The organism is Nocardioides sp. SR21 (assembly GCF_022761125.1).
GTDB lineage: Bacteria > Actinomycetota > Actinomycetes > Propionibacteriales > Nocardioidaceae > Nocardioides.
Genome location: NZ_JAKWJR010000006.1, coordinates 250541 through 271846 on the forward strand (window position 1 = coordinate 250541; position 21306 = coordinate 271846).

14 protein-coding genes and 1 riboswitch are annotated in these 21306 nt (G+C 72.8%); of the genes, 3 read left to right on the top strand and 11 right to left on the bottom strand.

Annotated elements, in window-relative coordinates; translation table 11 throughout:
* Window positions 1–242 precede the first annotated feature (242 nt).
* From groL to MJ604_RS13450, 5 genes are all read right to left on the bottom strand, one after another.
* Entirely contained in the window at window positions 243–1868 is a 1626-nt protein-coding gene (groL, locus tag MJ604_RS13430; RefSeq protein WP_243058964.1) for a chaperonin GroEL, read from the bottom strand.
* A 213-nt stretch (window positions 1869–2081) separates the two neighbouring features.
* Window positions 2082–2960 carry a RimK family alpha-L-glutamate ligase gene (locus MJ604_RS24285; protein WP_243058965.1) on the bottom strand — a complete coding sequence of 293 codons (879 nt, stop codon included), beginning with the start codon at window positions 2958–2960 and terminating at the stop codon, window positions 2082–2084.
* 23 nt (window positions 2961–2983) lie between these two features.
* A complete protein-coding gene (locus MJ604_RS13440; protein WP_243058966.1) occupies window positions 2984–4006 on the bottom strand; it encodes a LacI family DNA-binding transcriptional regulator in 1023 nt (340 codons plus the stop codon).
* Window positions 4007–4230: 224 nt separating this feature from the next.
* Entirely contained in the window at window positions 4231–5043 is an 813-nt protein-coding gene (locus MJ604_RS13445) for an SGNH/GDSL hydrolase family protein (RefSeq protein ID WP_243058967.1), read from the bottom strand.
* 78 nt (window positions 5044–5121) lie between these two features.
* Window positions 5122–13311 carry a carboxypeptidase regulatory-like domain-containing protein gene (locus tag MJ604_RS13450; RefSeq protein ID WP_243058968.1) on the bottom strand — a complete coding sequence of 2730 codons (8190 nt, stop codon included), beginning with the start codon at window positions 13309–13311 and terminating at the stop codon, window positions 5122–5124.
* Between the two features lie 168 nt (window positions 13312–13479).
* Here MJ604_RS13450 and MJ604_RS13455 point away from each other — a divergent pair, with 168 nt between their 5' ends.
* Genes MJ604_RS13455 through MJ604_RS13465 form a run of 3 tightly spaced genes read left to right on the top strand, consistent with a single transcriptional unit; the run spans window position 13480 to window position 15361 of the window.
* Window positions 13480–13824: a YciI family protein gene (locus tag MJ604_RS13455; RefSeq protein WP_243058969.1), complete on the top strand. Its 345-nt coding sequence runs from the start codon at window positions 13480–13482 to the stop codon at window positions 13822–13824.
* Window positions 13821–14171: a YciI family protein gene (locus MJ604_RS13460; RefSeq protein WP_243058970.1), complete on the top strand. Its 351-nt coding sequence runs from the start codon at window positions 13821–13823 to the stop codon at window positions 14169–14171. Before MJ604_RS13455 ends, MJ604_RS13460 begins: the two co-directional genes overlap by 4 nt.
* A 38-nt stretch (window positions 14172–14209) precedes the next feature.
* On the top strand, window positions 14210–15361 hold the full coding sequence (locus tag MJ604_RS13465; RefSeq protein WP_243058971.1) for an RNA polymerase sigma factor: 1152 nt from the start codon (window positions 14210–14212) through the stop codon (window positions 15359–15361).
* A gap of 74 nt (window positions 15362–15435) precedes the next feature.
* On the opposite strand, the gene MJ604_RS13470 is transcribed toward MJ604_RS13465, so the two are convergent.
* From MJ604_RS13470 to MJ604_RS13495, 6 genes are all read right to left on the bottom strand, one after another.
* Window positions 15436–15714, bottom strand: a complete 279-nt coding sequence (locus MJ604_RS13470) for a MoaD/ThiS family protein (protein ID WP_243058972.1) — start codon at window positions 15712–15714, stop codon at window positions 15436–15438.
* Between the two features lie 14 nt (window positions 15715–15728).
* Complete coding sequence (thrC, locus tag MJ604_RS13475; protein WP_243058973.1) at window positions 15729–17003, bottom strand: threonine synthase; 1275 nt, start codon at window positions 17001–17003, stop codon at window positions 15729–15731.
* Window positions 17004–17014: 11 nt separating this feature from the next.
* A riboswitch (SAM riboswitch) is annotated at window positions 17015–17164 on the bottom strand.
* Between the two features lie 103 nt (window positions 17165–17267).
* The gene (gene lon, locus MJ604_RS13480; RefSeq protein ID WP_243058974.1) at window positions 17268–19589 is read right to left on the bottom strand and encodes an endopeptidase La; all 2322 of its coding nucleotides are present in this window, start codon (window positions 19587–19589) and stop codon (window positions 17268–17270) included.
* Window positions 19590–19643: 54 nt separating this feature from the next.
* On the bottom strand, window positions 19644–20483 hold the full coding sequence (gene otsB, locus MJ604_RS13485; RefSeq protein ID WP_243058975.1) for a trehalose-phosphatase: 840 nt from the start codon (window positions 20481–20483) through the stop codon (window positions 19644–19646).
* A 28-nt stretch (window positions 20484–20511) separates the two neighbouring features.
* Window positions 20512–21000 carry a LytR C-terminal domain-containing protein gene (locus MJ604_RS13490; RefSeq protein WP_243058976.1) on the bottom strand — a complete coding sequence of 163 codons (489 nt, stop codon included), beginning with the start codon at window positions 20998–21000 and terminating at the stop codon, window positions 20512–20514.
* Window position 21001: 1 nt separating this feature from the next.
* Entirely contained in the window at window positions 21002–21295 is a 294-nt protein-coding gene (locus MJ604_RS13495) for a DUF3263 domain-containing protein (protein ID WP_243058977.1), read from the bottom strand.
* Window positions 21296–21306 lie beyond the last annotated feature (11 nt).

Below are 21306 nucleotides of genomic sequence, written 5' to 3' on the forward strand. Positions count from 1 at the left end.
GACTCATGCATCCGGGATCGGGTCGTCCGCCTCTCGCGGGGTCATACACCGGCCTCAGGCGGACAACCCAGATGCCGAACGGCCCCAGTCCCGGAGGACTGGGGCCGTTCTGATGATTCTGTTGCAAGGACTGGGTTTCGAGACGCGTCGCTCGTTCCGGACTTCGTCCGGCCCGAGCCGACGCTCCTCAACCTTGTCCCTGGCTTGGTCCTGGCCGGCTTCGCCGGCCCGGACCAGGGGGACTAAAAGTCCATGCCGCCCATGCCGCCGGACGGGTCGCCCATGGGGGCGGCCTTCTCCGGCTTGTCGGCCACGACGGCCTCGGTGGTGAGGAAGAGCGCCGCGATGGAGGCGGCGTTCTGCAGCGCGCTGCGGGTCACCTTGGCGGGGTCGATGATGCCGGAGGCGATCATGTCGACGTACTCGCCGGTGGCCGCGTTCAGGCCGTGACCGGCCGTCAGGTTGCGCACCTTCTCCGCCACGACGCCGCCCTCGAGACCGGCGTTGATCGCGATCTGCTTGAGCGGGGCCTCGGTGGCGAGGCGGACGATGTTCGCGCCGGTGGCCTCGTCGCCCGACAGGTCCAGCTTGTCGAACGCGGTGGCCGCAGCCTGCACCAGGGCGACGCCGCCGCCGGCGACGATGCCCTCCTCGACGGCCGCCTTCGCGTTGCGAACGGCGTCCTCGATGCGGTGCTTGCGCTCCTTGAGCTCGACCTCGGTGGCCGCGCCGACCTTGATCACCGCAACACCGCCGGCCAGCTTGGCCAGGCGCTCCTGCAGCTTCTCGCGGTCGTAGTCGGAGTCCGACTTCTCGATCTCGGCACGGATCTGGTTGACGCGACCAGCGATCTGGTCGGCGTCGCCCGCGCCCTCGACGATGGTGGTCTCGTCCTTGGTGATGACGACCTTGCGGGCCTGGCCGAGCAGCTCGATGCCGGTCGACTCGAGCTTGAGGCCGACCTCCTCCGAGATGACCTGGCCGCCGGTCAGGATCGCGATGTCCTGCAGCATGGCCTTGCGGCGGTCACCGAAGCCCGGGGCCTTGACGGCGACGGACTTGAAGGTGCCACGGATCTTGTTGACGACCAGGGTCGACAGCGCCTCGCCGTCGGTGTCCTCGGCGAGGATCAGCAGCGGCTTGCCGGACTGCATGACCTTCTCGAGGAGCGGCAGCAGGTCCTTGACCGACGAGATCTTCTGGTTCGCGATCAGGATGTACGGGTCCTCGAGGACCGTCTCCATGCGCTCCGGGTCGGTGACGAAGTACGCCGAGATGTAGCCCTTGTCGAAGCGCATGCCCTCGGTGAGCTCGAGGTCGAGGCCGAAGGTGTTCGACTCCTCGACGGTGATGACACCTTCCTTGCCGACCTTGTCCATCGCCTCGGCGATGATCTCGCCGACGGTGGTGTCAGCGGCGGAGATCGACGCGGTCGCGGCGATCTGCTCCTTGGTCTCGATGTCGATCGCCATGTTCGACAGCTGCTCCGACACGGCGGAGACAGCGGCCTCGATGCCGCGCTTCAGACCCATCGGGTTCGCACCCGCGGCGACGTTGCGCAGACCCTCGCGGACCATCGCCTGGGCGAGGACCGTGGCGGTGGTGGTGCCGTCACCCGCGACGTCGTCGGTCTTCTTCGCGACCTCCTTGACGAGCTCGGCACCGATCTTCTCGTACGGGTCCTCGAGCTCGATCTCCTTGGCGATGGACACACCATCGTTGGTGATCGTGGGGGCGCCCCACTTCTTCTCGAGCACGACGTTGCGGCCCTTGGGGCCGAGGGTGACCTTGACGGCGTCGGCGAGCGTGTTCATGCCACGCTCCAGGCCGCGCCGGGCCTCCTCGTTGAAAGCAATCAGCTTCGGCATAACTCCTGCGATTCCTCACGCTTAGAGTTCGTGGATCCGGCTCGATGGGTTGCCCGCGACGGACGACCCTGCTGACCCGGCGAACCCTTTCTCGCCGGCGCGGAGGGCCTCAACTGGCACCGATCCGGTTGTCACTCTCATGACGAGAGTGCCAGCGTCATGTTTAGCACTCGACCCTGGCGAGTGCAAGCGGCGGGGTGGGCCCCACGGGCCTCACCAGGTCCGCGGGACCGCCCGATTCGCGATCGCCTCGGCGAAGGGCAGCGCGTTGAGCGGGAGGACGTCGAGGTAGAGGCCGGGCTCGGTCAGCTCGACCTCGCTCACCACCAGCTTCCCGTGGTGGCGCATCATGTCGACGCGGCCGTAGACGACCTCCGCGCCGAGCAGGTCGACGACGGTCGCGATCGCGTCGGCCGCGAGCAGCGCCGCCTCCGAGCTCAGTTCGACCGAGCGCGCCGTACCCCCGAACTGCTCGTGCACCCGGATGTCGGTGGTGCTCGGCAGCTTCTCGACCTGGCTGACCGGGTGGCCGCCGATCACGAACACCGAGGTCTCGCCGTCGTGGTGGATGGACTCGACGAGGGGCTGCACGATCCACGGACCCTGGTGGCCGTCGGGCTGCGGCAGCCAGACCCGGCCGTCGGAGACGACCTCGATGTGGCGGCCGCCGGCGCCGACGCGCGGCTTCACCACCGACAGCCCGAACCGGTCGGCCGCGGCGCGGACGTCGAAGACGGTCTCCGCGGCGACCGTCGGCACGACCGGCAGTCCGGCGTCCTGGAGCTCGACCAGGTACTGCTTGTCGGTGTTCCAGCGGAACACGTGCGCGCCGTTGAGCAGCGCCGGGCCGACCCCGGAGGCCCAGCCGAGGAACTCGCCGAGGCGGGTGTCGTAGTCCCACGTGGACCGTACGGCGATCACGTCGGCCGCGCCCCAGTCGACGGACAGGTCGTCCCAGACGACCCAGCGGCCCTCCAGCCCGTTCGCCTCGAGGGCGCGGTCGAGCGCCGCGTGCCCGGGCTCGCCCTCGGCCCACTCCTTGCTGGTGACGAGCAGCACGAGGGGTGCCGTCGCCTCGACGTTCTGCTCCACGGGCACGACCCTAGGGGCCCGGCTCAGCTGCTGTCGCGGACGACCAGATAGGTGGGCAGCATCCGCCCGGGCCGGTCGGCCTCGGGATCGGTCATCGTCTCGAGCAGCAGCGCGACCATCTCGCGGCCCATCTGCTCCGGCGACTGGTGCACGGTGGTCAGCGGCGGGTGGGCCGAGAGCGCGACCGGCGCGTCCTCGAAGCCGACGACCGCGACCTCCTCGGGCACCTGGCGCCCGGCTTCGCGCAGCGTCTGCAGGGCCCCCAGCGCCATCAGGTCGTTGGCGCAGAAGACCGCGTCGACCGCCGGCTCCCGGTCGAGCAGGGCGCGCATCGCCGCGGCCCCGCTCTCCTGGCCGAAGTCACCGCGCTCGACGAGCCGCTCGTCGACCTCCCGGCCGGCCGCCGCGAGGGCGGCGGCGTACCCCTGGAAACGCGAGGAGCCGGCGACCATGTCGGCCGGCCCGGCGATGGTGGCGATCCGCGCACGGCCGCGGTCGACGAGGTGTGCGACCGCCAGCCCGGCGCCCTGCACGTTGTCGACGTCGACGAAGCCGCTCGTGACGTTCTCGTTCGCGCGACCGCCGACGACGACCGGCAGGCCGTGCGCGCGGATCCGGTCCGGCAGCTCGTCGTCGTCGTGCAGGGAGAGCAGCAGCACCCCGTCGACGTGCTGGCGGGTGAGGTACTCGTCGAGGGCGCCGCGCCGCTCGGAGGCCTGGGCGAGCAGCAGCACCAGCTGGCGGCCGGCGTCGCCCAGCGCGGCCCCGATGCCGCGGATGATGCCGGCGAAGAACGGCTCGCCGAAGACCCGCTCCTCGGACTCCGCGATCACCAGCGCGACGGCGTCGGTACGCCGGGTCACCAGCGCCCGGGCGTTCGCGTTGGGGACGTAGCCGAGCTCGGCGATCGCGTCCTCCACGGCCTGCCGGGCGCGCTCGGAGACCTTCTCCCCGCCGTTGATGACCCGGGACGCCGTCCCGCGGCCCACGCCCGCGCGCGCAGCGACCTCCTCGAGCGTCGGTCGGGGGCGCGGGGTGCGGTTCATGGGCGTCAGTATGCCGTCGGCGAGGGGGTTCGGAGATCGAACGACAGGCCCGGGACGTCGAGGAGTTCCCGGGCCTGCCGCACGGATGGGCCCGCCCACGAACCGCCGTTCAGGGCGGGTACTCCCGGACCCTCCGTCGAGACCATCGCGCGGTCCACTCCTCGTCGGAAGATCGGATGTGGGAGCGTTCCCACCGCTCACTCTGGGGCCTCCCGTGACCGCTGTCAAGCACCCGGCCGGCGATGTCCGTACGGCAGCTCGTCGCGCAGCCCGAGCGCAGCGAGCACCGACGGCAGCAGCGCCTTGGCGGTGCGCTTGTAGCCGACGCCGCTCGGGTGGAACCGGTCGAGGCTGAACATCTCGTCGGGGTTCGTGATGAAGAACGGCCCGACCACCTGCGCCAGCGAGACCGCGTGCGCGCCGGCCCGCACCGCGGCCGCCTCCTGGGCGATCGCGAGCTGGCGCGAGGCCCGCGACCCGAGCGCGCGCAGCGGCTGGGGCACCGGCGTCAGCGCGCCCAGGTCAGGGCACGTCCCGACTACGACGCCGGCCCCATGCGCGCGGAGCTCGGCCACCGCGGCCTCGAGGTGCTGCACCGACTCCGCGACCGGCACCCGGTGGGTGACGTCGTTCCCACCGACGACGATCACCGCGACGTCCGGGCGGTACGCCGGTGGCAGCAGCGCGAGCTGCCCGCCGAGCATCGACGACTCGGCGCCGACGCGCGCGACGGTCCGCAGCCGCACCGCACGGTGCGACTCCTTCGCGAGGCCGCGCGCGAGCCGCCCGCCGAGCGTGTCCTGGGGCCGGTCGGCGCCGAGCCCGGCCGCGATCGAGTCGCCGACCAGCAGCAGCTCGATCGGAGCGCCGTACTTCTTCTTCCAGGTGCGGTCGGCGTCCGGGGCGGTCTCGCCGTACGGCTTGCCGATCAGCGCCCGCGCGATCGCGGCCTGCCGGTGCAGCAGCAGCCGGACCGCCCCGGCGCCGGCCAGGGCGCCGGCCGCAGCCACCGCGATCGTGCTGCTCGTGCGCCTCATGCCTGCAGTTGAAGCAGAGACCGGTGAACGGCCGTCGCCCCGGCGCAGAAACCGGGGCGACGGCCGGACCAACGGGCGTCAGCCCGTGGCCACCGCGAGACCGTCGACCCGCACCACGGCGTGGCGCGAGACCACCACGATCCGCACCGTGCCCGACCTCGGGCTGTCGAACGCCCGCAGCGGGACCACCGGGCGCCGCCAGACCGTGGTGGCGAGGTTGACGGTCCCCACCCGGTCGCGGCCCAGGTAGACCGCGACCTTCCCGTGACCGAACCCGCGGGAGACGACCAGCGCCAGCGCGGTCGCGTCCTCGACGCGCGCGGTCAGGGTGGCGCCGCGGGCCGAGGTCTCCGTGAGGGTCCCCTGGAAGGAGCTGTCGCTGTGGCGACGCTTCCAGGCCTTGTTCCCGGCCAGCGCGCGGTCGTCCCGCGGCACCGTCCAGGTCGTCGTGGCGGGCGTCGGGTCCAGGTCGCCGTCCGCGTCGCGGGCCGCGACCGTGAACGTGTGCGTCCCCGACCGGAGCGCGGACAGGTTCGCGCCGGTCCCGTCGCAGGCACGGGTGACGCCGTCCAGCTCGCAGACGTACGACGCGCCGGTCGCCGCCCACGCCATCCGGGCGACCCGACTGGCGACGTACCCGGTCGGGGCCGTCATCAGCACGGTCTCCGGCGCGATCGCGGACGGGACCACCGCGTCGGACGGCGCGCTCGCCGGCCCGGTGCCCACCTCGTTGCGCGCGGTCACCGTGAACGTGTACGCCGTGCCCGGCGTCAGGCCGTCGACCTCCGTCTCCGTGCCGTCCACGGTCAGCTGCTGCCCGCTGGGCTGCACCGTCACCAGGTAGTCGAGGATCTCCGCGCCGTTGTCGTCCGGCTCGGACCACGAGACCGACGCCCTCCGCTCCCCCGCCTCGGCGGTGACCTCGGCCGGCGCGTCCGGCACCTCCTTCTCCGGGTCCTCCTGGTCGTCCGGGTCGCCCGGGCCGCCCGGGCCGCCACCGCCGCCGGTGACCGGCACCGTCAGCGTCGTGGCGTAGGGCTCACCCATCATCCGGCCGCTGTAGTCCGCGACCGCGTCCACGGTCACGGTGACCCGGCTGCCGCCCGGCAGCGTGGCCGCCGGCGTGAACCGCAGCCCCCGCTGGAGCGCGGCGTCGCCGTCCCCGGTGGTGGAGCCGAGAGCGGTCCACGTCCCCGGCACCTCGGCGCCGTCGGCGTCCACGACCGTCAGCGAGCGGTCGGCGGTGGCGCTGCGGACCAGCCGGTCGAAGGACACCTCGACCCGGCCGTCGCGCAGCACCGATCCGGTCACGTGCGGCAGCCCGTCCTTGACCATCGACACGTCGACGTCGAGGTGCGGCGGCAGCACGCGGAGCACCCGGCTGTACGCCGGCCGGTAGCCGTCCTTGGTGAAGGCGACCTTCCACCAGCCCTCCGGGACGTCCCATCCGTAGCGGCCGTCGTCGTCGGTGGTCTGCGGGTTGGTCTGGCCGAACCACTCGGCGTCCCAGGCCGTCCACGGCCCGTCCTCGGACGGAGCGGTGAGCAGGGTCGCGGTGACGCCGGGGATCCGGACCGACCGGGCGCCCTCGTAGACGTAGCCGCTCGGGTCGTAGATCCAGACCGGGTCGGCGACCGGCGGCCGCGGCGGGTCGGGGCGGACCCACTTCTCCTTGTCGCGGCAGTCCGGGTCGGTCTCGATGTCGAGCGCAAGCGCGTTGATCGCCTTGTCGATCTGCGCGCCGATGACCTTGTCGAGCACGACGCCGAGCACGCCCAGGGCGACCGTGCCGAGGCCGAACGTCGCGGGGCCGAACACCACCGAGCCGACGTTGAACAGCGCGCCACCGACGTCCGCCGCGACCGCCGCCGCGAGGATGTTCTGGGCGCGGTCGTCGTACGCCTTGATCTTCTCGACCGAGCACTGGCTGGTGAGCTTCAGCGCGTTGGCGAGCTTCTCGTACTTGTCGCCGGCGCCGAGGGCCGAGAGCAGGGAGTCCAGCGTCGTGGTGCCGTTGAACGCGAGCTGGAAGCCGACCCGCGCCACGCCCACCGAGCCACCGGCGGCCGCCGTCGGCACCGCCTCCGGACCGACGGCGTCGCGCAGGATCTTCGCCAGCGCCTGACCGAAGTCCGAGTCGTCCTCGGCCGCGATCCGCGCGCCGACGCCCGGCAGGTCCGCGAGCGGGACGAGCATGCTGAAGCTCAGCGTGCTGCCCGACCGGGTCGACGTCACGCCGTACGCCGGTGCACCCGTGGCCTGCCGCAGCGCGACGTCCTCGGCCGTCGGGGTGTAGGTCTCGCGGGTGACGGTCAGCGTCGAGCGGACCGAGCCTCCCGCGATCGACGGGATGCTCATCCGGAACGAGCCGGTGCGCGGAGCGGTGTCGGTCTCGACCGGATGCTCGACCTCGCTCAGCTCGAAGCCGCTGAACGGCGCCGGGATCGAGTCGCGCACCTCGCGCTCGGTCTGCTCGGGATCGCGCAGGTCGACCGGCTTCGGGATGCCGTCGAAGTCGACGCTGATCGGCCCGGCCACCCGCGAGGAGCGGAGCGTGGCGACGAAGACGCCGTCGGTGCGACGGACACCCGGGACCCGGGTGGCGCCGATGAGCACGTCCGCGCGGGACACCCGGCTCGGGTCGTCGAAGGTCACCTCGACGCGCAGGTCCTGGTACGGCACGAACACGAACGGGAACCGGGCGACGCCGTCGATCGGGTCGAACGTGATCCGCCGGCCGTTCGGGAAGTCCCCGTCGAGCTGGTAGAGCGACACCTTCGTGATCGTCGGCAGCGTCACGTCGGCGATCACGTCGTGCTCGGCGAAGAACCGCTCGCCGTCGACGACGGTCTCGGCGACCAGCTGGTGCAGCGTCCGGGTGCGGGCCTGCTCGACCAGCGGGACGGTCGCGGACCAGTAGCCGCCCGGCCCGGCGACCGCGGTCCCCACTGGGACGCCACCATCGGAGATGGTCACGGTGCGACCGGCAGGAGCCCTTCCGTTGAGCGGGATCCGCGTCCCACCCGTCGTCGCCGGCCCGGTGATCGTCACCGAGACGACCGGCACCGTGGCCGGCTCGAGCGGCTCACCGATGACGCTCCCGGCAACGGGGTACCGCAGGTCGACCCGCCCCGGCAGCGCGGTGGCTGCGGACCCGGCACGCAGCCGGTACCGGAGCGACCCGGTGCCGTCGGCCGCGACCGCGCCGAGCTCGACGTCGACGTACCCGTCGCCGGCGGTGTTCGGGACCGGTCGGCCGTCGACCACGATGCTGTCGGGGACCAGCGTGGTGTCGGCGGGTACGGCGATCCGCGCGGTCACGTCGGAGAGCGCGGTGCCGCGGTTGCGCCACGAGGCGCGCATCTCGACGTCGCCGCCGGGCAGCACGTCGGAGCGGCTCGCGAGCACGACGTTCTCCGTGCCGGTGAAGTGCGTCCGGTTGCCCAGCGCCACCTCGCCGAGGTCGACGCTGTCGTCGTCGACCCCCACCGAGAACGTGCGGCTCGCGGTGAGGTCGCCCTTGCTCACCTCGAGCAGGTAGCTGCCCGCGGTGGGCACCCGCTCGGTCAGCACGGAGCGCGGTCGCAGACCACCGGCGACGTACATCCGGCCGGTCGGCAGCACCTGGTAGACCGCCACCTGGGCATCGGTCACAGGGGTCCCCGCGCCGTCGACGAGACGCATCGCGACGTCGACGCCCGGGCCGGCGTGCATCTCGACGGTCGGCGTCCTGTCGCCGGCGGTGAGGGTGTGCGCGACGCAGGTGCGCTGCAGCTTCGCCTCGTTGCCCTGGATGCACCAGTTGAGGACCTGGCCCGGCATCGCGTTCACCGTCACCGTCGCGGACTCGTCCTCGGTCCGCGGCTCCGCCGGGTGACCGAGCGAACGGCCCTGCAGGACGAGCGTCATGCCGTAGTGGACGGCCGTGCGCCAGTCGAGCGGGATCGGCCCGGTCTCCGAGCCGGCGCCCGCCGGGCGGGTGAACAGCCGCAGCGAGACCGTGAACTCGCGCGGACCGCTCAGGGTGAGGTCGCGCTCACGAGCGCCGCCGGACAGGTCGACCTCGGCCGTCTCGCGCAGCTGGCCCGAGCGGGCGACCAGGGACCCTGGAGCACGCAGTGCCTCGAGCTCGTAGCGCCCGTCGGCGCCGGCGGTCGTCGTGCGGGTGATCGGCGCCCCGTGGTGCGTCTGGGTCAGCACGACGGTCGCGCCGGGGGCGGGCTGGCCGTCGTCGTAGCGCACGACGCCGGTGAGGGCGGCGCGCGGCGCGGGGGTCGCGAGGACCTCCACGCGGTTCGCGCCCGCGGTCATCGTGAGCGTGCGGCGGACGTCGGCCTCCAGGAGGTCCTGCGCGTCGTACTCGACGTCCACGTGGACGCGCTGGCCCTCGTACACGTCGCGGAACTCGGTGGTCGCGTCGTACATCCGGCGCGCGCCGAGGTGGTCGCCGGTGTCGGCGTCGGTCAGCTGGACCAGGGAGCCCTTCGCCGCCACGACCGTGAGGGTCGCGGGCAGGACCGGCCGGAGGGTGACCGCGGTCGCGAGACCGTCGCGGACCTGCAGCGCCGAGCGCTCGGCGGCGGTGCGACCGCGGCCGTCGACGACCTGCACGGCGAGGTCGGTGGCCGGCCGGAGGTGCTCCAGCACGATCACCTCGCCACCGGCGACGACGTCGGCGTAGGACTGGCGGGTGGCCTCGCTGGACACCTGGACGTGGCCGCCTGCGAGCGAGCCGGCCGGAGCGTCGATCGTCAGGACGACCGGGGAGCTCACGGCGATCGGCGCGCGGTTGCTCGCCTTCTGCAGGCTGCCGCCGTGACCGTCGGACACGGTCGCGACCATGCCGACGATGCGCGAGACGCCGTCGACGAGCTCGAAGCCGCCGCGGTAGGTGCCGGGCGCGCCGCCGGCCTCGGTCAGCGGCACGACGGACGTGACCGTCCGCGGCTCGGTGAGCAGCTCGTGCTCCTCGTCGTACCAGGAGCGGTGCTCGACGGCGACGTTCACGAGCCGTCCGGGCTCGGCGGTCGCGGTGATCGCCGCGGTGCTGCCGCGGCGGGCGAGCTCGGTGCGGACCGACGGGACCGTCGGGACCGTCCAGGTCACCGACCCGAGGGTGAGCGCACCGGTGGTGACGGTCGCGCGCTCGGTGAACGGGCGGACGGTCTCGCCGGTGCGGGTCAGGAGCTGGAACGAGTACGCCGTGCCCGCGGCGAGGCCGCGCTCCTGCGCGGACGTCGCGGTCGCGGACAGGGCACGCTCGTCGACCTGCACGTCGCCCAGGTAGGTGCGCAGCAGCAGCTCGTCCGCGGCCGGTGCCGCCTCCCACGCCAGGTCGACGACGCCGCCGGGGCGCGCGGTGAGGTCGAGCGGGCGGAGCTCGGTCGACTCCTCGGGCAACGTGCGCACGGTGACCGACGGGCCGTCGGTCGACGCCGCCGCGCGGCCGTCGACGGCCTGCACGGTGAACGTGTACGACGTGTCCGGGCTCAGGTCGGAGACGCGCAGCTGCCGGGTGCCGGCGCCGGTGGCGCCGACGAGCGCGTCGCCGCGGAACACCCGGTAGCCCGTGACGCCGACGTTGTCGGTCGCCTGGGTCCAGTGCAGGCGCACCGAGGTCACGCCGATGTCGCCGGCGTCGGCGGTGAGCGCCGCGTCGTCGGGCCACTGGGGCGCGACGTTCTCACCGAGCGCGAGCACGACGGACGAGCCGGCGGTGCCGCTGAGGTCCTCGGAGCGGGTGCCGAGCGCGAGCACGGAGAAGTCCGAGGGCGCGCTGACCGACTCGACGCCCTCGCGGGCCGGGCCGCCGCTGGGGGCACGGGAGACCATCTCGGCGTCGTCGTCGGCCACGTCCACGACCCAGGCCTGCTCGTAGGTCTCCTCCGGCACGCCGCCGAGGCTGGTCATCAGCACCTCGGTGCCGGTGCCGCTGAGCTCGAAGACGCGACTGCTGGCCGACTCGGGGTCGTTGCCGAAGTCGAACGGGTCGAGAGCACGGTCGGTGCCGGCGGCGCGGTCGGCCACCCGCACGCGGGTCAGCCACTGGTCGTAGCTGCCCGGCTCGACGAGGTGCACGACGTCGGCGTACGCGACGACGCTGCCGTCGTCGCTGAGCGACGGTGCGCCGCCGGTGCCGTTCCACCCGTCGACGCCCTCGCTGAAGGGACGCAGCGGGTCCTCGGCACCGGTGGCCAGGTCCTGCACGTGCAGGTTCCAGGCGCCCTCGTCGAACTGGATCCACGCCAGCGTGCTGCCGTCGCGACTCAGGGCGTGCTCGGTGACCTCGGAGCTCTGCAGGCCGAGGAGCCGGCGCGAGGTCTCGGCGCCGCTGCTGTCGAGGTCGACGACCGCGACGTCACGCCAGTAGGTGTCGTCGGTGACGCCGGAGACGCCCAGGGCGAGCCGGCGTCCGTCGCCGGAGAGCGCGAGGTTCGCGCCCTCGAAGTAGCCGTCCGCGGGCGGGACCAGGCGGGTGAGGGTGTCCGAGGCGCGGTCGAGGACGAACGCGTCCGCCGAGCCGTCCTCGTCGCCCTCGACCAGGCCGTCCTGGCCGGTCACGAACGCGACGGTGCTGGCGTCGTCGTCGAGCGCGACCGTCCAGTCCGGGCTGATGACCGTGCCGCTCGGTGCGAGCAGCGGCTCGTCGGTGCCGGCGATCCGGTCGTGCAGCACGATGCCCTCGAAGTCACCGGCGAGGCACTCACAGCTCTCCGCGAGAGTGCGGCCCGCGACCACGGTGCCGTCGTGGCTGATCTCCGGGCTGTCCATACGACGGAGGGCGCTGCCGCCCACGGTGACCTCCAGGGGCACGACGTCGTACGACGAGGCCGGCGCGGTGTCGAGCACGATCTCGACGTTGTCGATCGCGCCCTCCCCGGGCACCTCGACGGACGCCGCCGTGCGGATCGCGTCGGGGCTGCTGACGTCGGGCTCGATCACGACGCGCTGGGTGGTGCCGGGCGAGAGGTGGAGGGCGAACCGGCCCTGCCGGTCCGTGGTGGCGTAGCGGGCGGAGGCACCGTCGGCCGGGCCGAACGTGCGGACCTGGGCGTTCACGACCGGCAGGCCCGTGGCCGTGACCGCGCGGCCCGTGACGTTCGGCCGCAGGAACACGAGGTCGAGCGTCGCCGGGACGTCGTCGATCTCGACCTGGAAGTCGTGGTCGAGATAGGCCTGGGTCGGGACCGGGGCGTTCAGCCGGACCTCGATCGGCCCGGGCGGCACCGACAGGCCGTAGTGGCCGGAGGCGTCGGCCCGCTGGCGGCTGTAGACGCCGTTGCTGTCCCAGACGTGCACCCAGGCGCGCGGCACCGGGTCGCCGCTCGGCGTGCGGACCACACCGGTCACGGTCGGGCCGCGGAGGTCGAAGTCGCGGACCAGCGGTGCGGCCGTGGTGTGCGCGTCGGTGAGCTCGAAGAGGCCGCTGCGGTAGCCGATCCAGCCGTCGGGGTTGACCTCGGGCGGCTCGACCTCGAACCGGTACCGACCCGTCGGCGCCGCGAAGCCGAAGGAGCCGTCGCCACGACTGGTCGTGGTGCCGCCCGCGACCAGGCGGTCGGCGGCGTCGTACAGCCTGATCCGGGCGCCGGCGACGGCGGTGGTGCCGTCGGGGGCGAGCATCGTGCCGCGCAGGTTGGGCCGGGCCAGGGCCACGTCGCCGTTCGCCACCGCGTCGACGACCGTCACGGTGCGCGAGGTCCCGACGTCGAGGGTCGGGTTCTCGACGGGCGGCAGCACCGCGAGCTCCCACTCGCCCTCGGGCAGGGCGAGGCGGTACGTGCCGTCGGGGTACGTCGTCGCCAGGTGGCGGCCGCGCGCGTAGACCTCGACCTCGGCGCCCGCTGCGGCGCTGCCGTCGGAGCGGCTCACCGTGCCCCGCACGTTGCTGACCTCGAGCGCGAGGTCGACGACCTCGTCGCCGCTCTCGACGTAGGCCGGGGCGGTCGCGGTCGCGAGCAGCAGCGGGTCGTCGGCGGCCGGGGTGGCGACCACGTCGTAGTCGCCCGGCTCGAGCTCGGCGACGCCGTACTCACCGTCCGCGTTCGTGGTCGCGGTGGCGACCACGGCACCCTCGCGGTCGAGGTCGCGGACCGCGACCTCGACCCCTGCGACGCCCGCGCCGGCCGTGGTCACCCGTCCGCTGAGCGGGAGTCCGGTGGTCGCCGCGGTCGCCGGCGCTGAGGTCGCCAGCACCGGCAGCCCCAGGCCGAGGACCAGCGCGATCGCGATGGTCCGGACGAGCAGGCGGAACGACAGGGGCGGCATCAGGCGTCTCCAAGCAGGGTGCGGTGGGCTGGGCCTGACGACCCTCACAGGCCTGCTGTCCCGGGCACCTGAGTCCGGCGTCCCGTCTGCGCGGGACATCTGTCGATTTCCTGGCTGCTCGCCCGTCATCGCGGTGTCAGACTCATCCGCACGACGAGAGGAACCACCATGACCACGTACGTCGTCCTGCTTCCAGGTGACGAGGCCGTCTGGGAGTCGGCCACCGAGGAGGAGCGCGCGTCGATGTACGCGCGGCACGGCGAGTTCGCCCGCCGGCTCGCCGAGCGCGGGCACACCGTGACCGCCGGCGCCGAGCTCACCCACTCCCGTCAGGCCAGGACCGTCCGCGTCGACGGCGTCACCGACGGGCCGTACGCCGAGACCGTCGAGCAGCTCGGTGGCTTCTACGTCATCGACAGCGACGACCTCGACGACCTGCTCGCGATCTGCGGCGTCCTCGTCGACGGCGTCGGCGGCGTCGAGGTGCGCACGACCGTGGACCACAGCTCATGAGGTTCGCGCTGCTGATGGCCGAGGCGGGCCACTTCGACAAGTGGGACGCCGCGGACGAGTCGCTGCGCGAGCGCGTGGTCGCAGACTTCCAGGCGTTCGACGCGGCGGTCACCGCACGCGGATCGATCGTGGCCGGCGACGCGCTCGGCCGGCCCGAGACCGCGCGCACCGTGCGGCCCGGGGCGGACCGGCCGGTGACCGACGGGCCGTTCGCGGAGACCGTCGAGCAGATCGGCGGCTTCTACGTCATCGACGTCGAGTCCATCGACGTCGCCGTCGAGCTCGCGGCCCTGCTGCCGCGGGAGTACTCCGTCGAGGTGCGGCCCGTCCTGGAGGTCGAGCTCTGACACCGCTCGAGTCGCTGCTGCGCGAGGAGTGGGGTCGGTTGCTCGCCCTGCTCGTCGCGCAGTACCGGCGGCTCGACCTGGCCGAGGACGGCCTCGCCGACGCGTTCGAGGCCGCCGCGCGGACGTGGCACGTCGTACCGGACAACCCGCCCGCGTGGCTGCTGACCGCCGCCCGCCGGCGGATCGTGGACCGGTTGCGGAGCGAAGCCGTGGCCGCGCGGAAGCTGCCGTTGCTGGCGGTCGAGGTCGCCGTGCAGGAGGAGGCGCAGGCGTTCATGGCCGATGCCGGGGAGCCCGTGGTCGACGAGCGGCTGCGGCTGGTGCTGCTCTGCGCGCACCCGTCGCTGGCGCCCGAGTCGGCGGCGGCGCTGACGCTGCGGCTGGTGATCGGCGTGCCGACCGAGGACATCGCGCGGCTGTTCCTCGTCCCGACGCCGACGATGGCGGCCCGGCTGACCCGCGCGCGCAAGAAGCTGGCCGGGGAGTCGTTCACGGTCCCCGCCGACCTGGCCCCGCGGCTGGCCGTCGTGGGCGACGTCGCCTACCTGGCGTTCACCGCGGGCTACGCGCCCGGCTCCGGTCCGGACGTCGTGCGAACGGAGCTCGCCGGCGAGGCGATCCGGCTCGCGCGGGTGCTGCGCTCGGTCGCCGGGTACGACGACGTCGAGTTGGACGCGCTGCTCGCGCTGATGCTGCTGCAGCACTCGCGCCGCGACGCCCGGGTCGTCGACGGACGGCTGGTGCTGCTGCCCGACCAGGACCGACGGTCGTGGCGGACGGACGAGATCACCGAGGCGCTGGCCCTGCTGCGCCCGTGGACCGGCGCGCCCGCCTCGCCGTACCTGCTCCAGGCGCTGATCGCCGCCGAGCACGCGATCGCGCCGACTCCGTCGGAGACCGCCTGGGACCGGATCGTGCTGCGCTACGCCGAGCTCGAGTCGCTCACCGGCTCACCGGTGGTGCGGCTCAACCGCGCTGTCGCGGTCGCCGAGGCGTCCGGTCCCGCGGCCGGCCTCGCGGTGCTCGACGGGCTGGCGCTGCCGGGACACCGGCTGCCCGCCACCCGCGCCGAGCTGCTGACCCGCTGCGGCCGGCTCGACGAGGCGCGTGCGTCGTACGACGAGGCGATCGGCCGCTGCGCCAACCTCGCCGAGCGGGCCTACCTGATCGAGCGCCGCGCCGGCTTGTAACGCGGGGTTTGACCCTCTGGCGACCCCGAAATTCCAGGGTTACCAGAGGTCATAACCCCGCGTTACAAGCGAGATCAGCAGCCGCCCGCGACCGCCGGGATGACCGAGATCTGGGTGCCGTCGGGCGTGGGGGTCGCCAGGTTGTCGAGGAACCGCACGTCGTCGTTGCCGACGTAGACGTTGACGAAGCGGCGCAGCTCGCCGGACTCGTCGAGGATCCGGCCCTTGATGCCGCTGTAGCTCCCGTCCAGGTCGTCGAGCACCTCGGCGAGCGTGGCGCCCGAGGCGGAGACCTCGGAGGCGCCCTCGGTGTAGGTGCGCAGGATGGTCGGGATCCGGACCGAGACGGACATGCGGGCTCCTTTGATCAGGCGATGCCGGTGGCGGCGAAGGCGGCGTACGTCGGGGCGATCGTGGCGACCGGGCCCACCCGGCCGGCGACGGCGTCGAGGGTCTTGAGGCCGTGACCGGTGTTGATCACGACGGTCTCGAGGGAGGTGTCGAGCTGGCCGGTCTCGACCAGCTTCCTGAGCACGGCGACGGTGGTGCCGCCGGCGGTCTCGGTGAAGATGCCCTCGGTGCGGGCCAGCAGCACGATGCCGTCGCGCACCTCGTCGTCGGTGACGTCCTCGACCGCGCCGCCGGTCTCGCGGCAGATGTCGAGCACGTAGATGCCGTCGGCGGGGTTGCCGATGGCCAGGCTCTTGGCGATGGTGTCCGGCTTGACCGGGCGGATCGCGTCGACGCCGGCCTTGTAGGCGACCGAGACCGGGGAGCAGCCCTCGGCCTGCGCGCCGAACACGCGGTAGGGCTTGTCCTCGACCAGGCCGAGCGTGATCAGCTCCTGGAACGCCTTGTGCACCTTGGTCAGCTGCGAGCCGCTCGCGACCGGGATCACGATCTGGTCGGGCAGCCGCCAGCCGAGCTGCTCGGCGATCTCGTAGCCCAGGGTCTTGGAGCCCTCGGCGTAGTACGGGCGGACGTTGACGTTCACGAACGCCCAGCCGTCCTCCTCGCCCGCGATCTCCGAGGCGAGCTTGTTCACGTCGTCGTAGTTGCCGTCGACGGCGACCAGGGACTCGGTGAAGATCGCCGAGTTCACCTGCTTCGGCTGCTCGAGGTTGCTCGGGATGAACACCACGGTCTTGATGCCGGCGCGAGCACCGGCCGCGGCCACGGCGTTGGCGAGGTTGCCGGTCGAGGGGCAGGCGAAGACCTTCGAGCCGAACTCGCGGGCGGCGCTCAGGGCGCACGCGACGACGCGGTCCTTGAAGGAGTTCGTCGGGTTGGTGGAGTCGTCCTTCACCCACAGGTTGTCGATGCCGAGCTCGGCGCCGAGGTTGTGGGCCTTGAGCAGCCGGGTGAAGCCGGGCTCGGTGTTGGGCGACGTCTCGATGTCGGTCGGGACCGGCAGCAGCGCCTTGTAGCGCCAGATGTTGCGCGGGCCGGCCTCGATCTCCTCGCGGGTCACCGCAGGGAAGTCGTAGGCGATCTCCAGCGGGCCGAAGCACTCCGGACACGCGTAGTGCGGCCCCAGCTCGACCAGGTGCCCGCACTCGCGGCACGACAGGTTGGTCGCGTTCCCGAACGCGCCCTCGCGCAGGGTGGCAACAGACGTCTTCTCGACAACAACAGCGCTCATGGAAGTCCTCCTCCTCATCTTCCCCGGGCGCGACGGTCGCCCCGGGCGGAATTGGCACCACTTCCGCGAGCCGCTTCCCTGGCTGGTTGCCGGGCGGCGGAGGTTCGCGGCGGTTGCCGGGACTTCACTGGGCCGTATCCCTCAGTCCCTCTTGATGAGCTGTTCGGAACTCTACGTGCACCGTCTCACCATGTGCACATCGAGTTCGTATCGTGGACATCGGCCGTCCGGAGGATGATCTGAGCCGGACGGCCGATGTTCCTGTCAGGCGGCCGCGCTGGCCTCCTCGGCAGGAGCCAACGCGCCGCGGAGGACGTCGAGGACGTCGCCGACCACGTGGACGCGGACCGACTCCAGGACGTCGGCGGGTACGTCGTCGAGGTCGGGCTCGTTGCGCAGCGGCACGAACACGTCGGTCAGGCCCGCCCGCTGGGCGGCGAGCAGCTTCTGCTTCAGGCCGCCGATCGGGAGCACCCGTCCGTTGAGCGTCACCTCGCCGGTCATGCCGACCTCGGACCGCACCGGGCGGCCGGTGAGCAGCGACGTCAGCGCGGTGACCATCGTGATGCCCGCGGACGGTCCGTCCTTCGGCGTCGCGCCGGCCGGCACGTGCACGTGGATGGCCCGGTCGAACGCGGTCGGCGCGATCCCGAGCTCGGCCGCGTGCGACCGCACGAACGACAGCGCGATCTGCGCCGACTCCTTCATCACGTCACCGAGCTGTCCGGTCAGGGTGAGGCTCGGGCCCTGGCCGGAGAGTCCGTCCGCAGCCGACGCCTCGATGAAGAGGACGTCGCCGCCGAGGCCGGTCACCGCGAGACCGGTCGCCACACCCGGGACCGACGTACGCTCCGCCGTCTCGGGCGTGAAGCGCGGCCGGCCGACGAGATCCTTGAGGTCGGGCTCGTCGATGTCCACGTGCTCGGCACCGGTCGCGAGCCGCGTCGCCGCCTTGCGCAGCGCCTTGGCGAGCAGCCGCTCGAGCTGGCGGACGCCGGCCTCGCGCGTGTAGTTCGCCGCGAGCTCCCGCAGCGCCGCGTCGGTCACCGTGACCTCCTCGGCGGTCAGCGCCGCCCGCTCCAGCTGCCGGGGCAGCAGGAAGTCGCGGGCGATCGCGACCTTGTCGTCCTCGGTGTAGCCGTCGAGGGTGACCAGCTCCATCCGGTCCAGGAGCGCCGACGGGATCTGCTCGACGACGTTCGCCGTCGCGATGAAGAGCACGTCGGACAGGTCCAGGTCGAGCTCGAGGTAGTGGTCGCGGAACGTGTGGTTCTGCGCCGGGTCGAGCACCTCGAGCAGCGCGGCCGCCGGGTCGCCCCGGTAGTCCGAGCCCACCTTGTCGACCTCGTCGAGCAGCACGACCGGGTTCATCGAGCCGGACTCCTTGATCGCCCGGACGATGCGGCCCGGCAGCGCGCCGACGTACGTACGCCGGTGGCCGCGGATCTCGGCCTCGTCGCGCACGCCGCCGAGGGCGACGCGGACGAACTTCCGGCCGAGCGAGCGCGCGACGGACTCGCCGAGCGATGTCTTGCCGACTCCGGGAGGCCCGGCGAGCAGCACCACGGCGCCGGATCCCCGGCCGCCGATCACCTGCAGGCCACGCTCGGCGCGGCGGGCGCGGACGGCGAGGTACTCGACGATCCGCTCCTTGACCTCGTCGAGGCCGTGGTGGTCGGCATCGAGCACGGCACGGGCCGCGGCGACGTCGTTCACGTCCGCGGTGGTCACGTTCCACGGCAGCTCGAGGACGGTGTCCAGCCAGGTGCGGATCCAGGCGGCCTCGGGGTTCTGCTCGCTGGAGCGCTCGAGCTTGTCGACCTCCTTGAGCGCGGCCTCGCGGACGTGCTCGGGCAGGTCGGCGGCCTCGACGCGGGACCGGTAGTCCTCGGCGCCCTCGGGCTCGCCCTCGCCGAGCTCCTTGCGGATCGCGGCGAGCTGCTGGCGCAGCAGGTACTCGCGCTGCTGCTTCTCCATCCCCTCGCGCACGTCCTCACCGATCTTGTCGGTGAGCTCGGACTCCGCGAGGTGGTCGCGGGTCCAGCCGATCAGGCGCAGCAGCCGGGACTCCACGTCGGGGTCCTCGAGCAGCTCGCGCTTGCGGTCGACGGAGAGGTACGGCGCGTAGCCGGCCGCGTCGGCGATCGCGCTGGGGTCGGTCATCTGGTGGACCTGGTCGATGACCTGCCACGCCTCGCGGCGCTGGAGCACGGCGACGACGAGTCGCTTGTACTCCTCGGCGAGCTCGCGAGCGCGCGGGGTCACGACGTCCTCCACCGGCTCGACCTCGACCCAGAGGGCCGCGCCGGGGCCGGTGACACCGCTGCCGATGGCGGCACGGGTGCCTGCCTTGAGGACGGCGGCCGGGGAGCCGCCGGAGAACCGGCCGACGCGCTCGATGGTCGCGACGACGCCGTACGACGCGTAGCGGTCGTCGAGCCGCGGGGCGACCAGGACCTGGGAATCACTACCGGTGCGGGCCGCGTCGATGGCGGCCTGCGACGACTCGTCCAGCTCCAGCGGCACCACCATGCCGGGGAGGACCACGACGTCGTTGACGAAGAGAACAGGGAGCTTGAGTGACATGCCTCCTGAACGTCCCGCAGCGGAGCGGTGTTCCGGAGAGACCCTCCTGTTCGCTCAGGACGAACGCACGTCGGCGATCAGCCGCCGCAGCAGCTCGAGCACGCCCTCGGGTCCGTGCACGACGACGTCGGACAGCGGGACCAGCGCGCTCTCCTCCGCCGACGCCGAGCAGACCAGCAGCGTGGGCAGGCCGTCCTTGGCCAGCCGCTGCACCGCCTCGAACGCCTCGACGTCGCCGAGGTCGTCGCCGGCGAACAGGAACCCGCCCGCGCCGATCTCGGCGGCCAGCTTCTCGACAGCCTTGCCCTTGTCCATGCCGGGCGCGCGCACCTCGATCACCTGGCGGCCGGGCTCGAGCACCAGCCCGTTGCGGTCGGCGAGGTCCCGCAGCACCGGCAGCAGCCGGGCGTACGCCGCGTCCGGGTCCGGCAGCCGGCGGGTGTGCACGGCGTGCGCGAGGCCCTTGTCCTCGACCCAGGCCTCGGCGGCGTCGGCCTGCCGCAGCGCCCGCGGGAGGTCGCGCAGGAACGTCGCCAGCCCGTGCGGCGGTCGCGGCGAGACGATCCGGTGCTGCGAGGAGCTCCAGCGCTCGTTGCCGTACTGCCCGAAGACGTAGAGCTCCTTGCCCGTGTCGCCGATCGCGTTCCCGACCTCCTCGAGCCCGCCGAGGTCGAGGGCCTGGCGGGCCGGGCGGCCGGTGATCACGGCGACGGCAGCGACCACGTCGGCGAGGTCGGCCAGCACGTCGCCGGCCTCGGGGTGGATGTGCGCTCGCTCCGGGTCGTCCACGATCGGGGAGAGGGTGCCGTCGAAGTCGAGCGCGACGACCGCGCTCCGCGCGGCGCGCACGAACGCGGCGTACTTCTGCTCCCCGTCAGCCGAGGTGAACTCCATGAGCCCACCCCATCACATGCGGGTGAGGTCAGCCGAGAGGTGCGGTGAGGATCACGGTGAGCACGTCGTTCTTCATCGGGTCCACGGACGGGGCGGTCCGCTTGATGCCGAGGTCGAGCGCGAGCTGCTTGCCGGCCTGCTTGAGCTTCGCCGGGTAGTACACGGTGTTGGCCGGGATGGTGCCGTACCAGTTGTCCGAGCCGACGACCTTCCAGCCCATGCCGGTGGCCTCCTCGGCCACGTCGCCGGCCAGGCCGGTGATGCCGGAGTTGTTGAAGACCTCGACGTGCACGCTGCCGCGGTCGACCGCGGGCGGCTTCGGCTTGGGCTTGGGGGTCTTGGTGGGCGCCGTCGCGCTCGGCGCCTGGCTGGGCTGCGAGACCGGCGTGACCTCGCGCTCGGTCGGCTCACCGCCACGGGTCGCGACGAACGCGATCGCGGCCATCGCCACGGCGATCACGCTGAGCATCACCACCGGGGAGGGGTACGCCGCACCCCGCTGGTCGCGCGCCCGCATCTCAGACCTCGAAGCCGAGACGACGCGCCGAGCGCTGCCGCTGTCGCGCGGAGCGCAGCCGGCGCAGCCGGCGGACCAGCAGCGGGTCGGCCTCGAGGGCCTCGGGACGGTCGATCAGCGCGTTGAGGACCTGGTAGTACCGCGTCGACGACATGTCGAACTTCTCGCGGACCGCGGTCTCCTTGGCGCCGGCGTACTTCCACCACTGGCGCTCGAAGTCGAGGATCTCGCGATCGCGATCGCTCAGGCTCGGCGTGGCCTCAGAGGCTGCACCAAGTGCGTTCGCGGCGTCCATGGACCTCATGG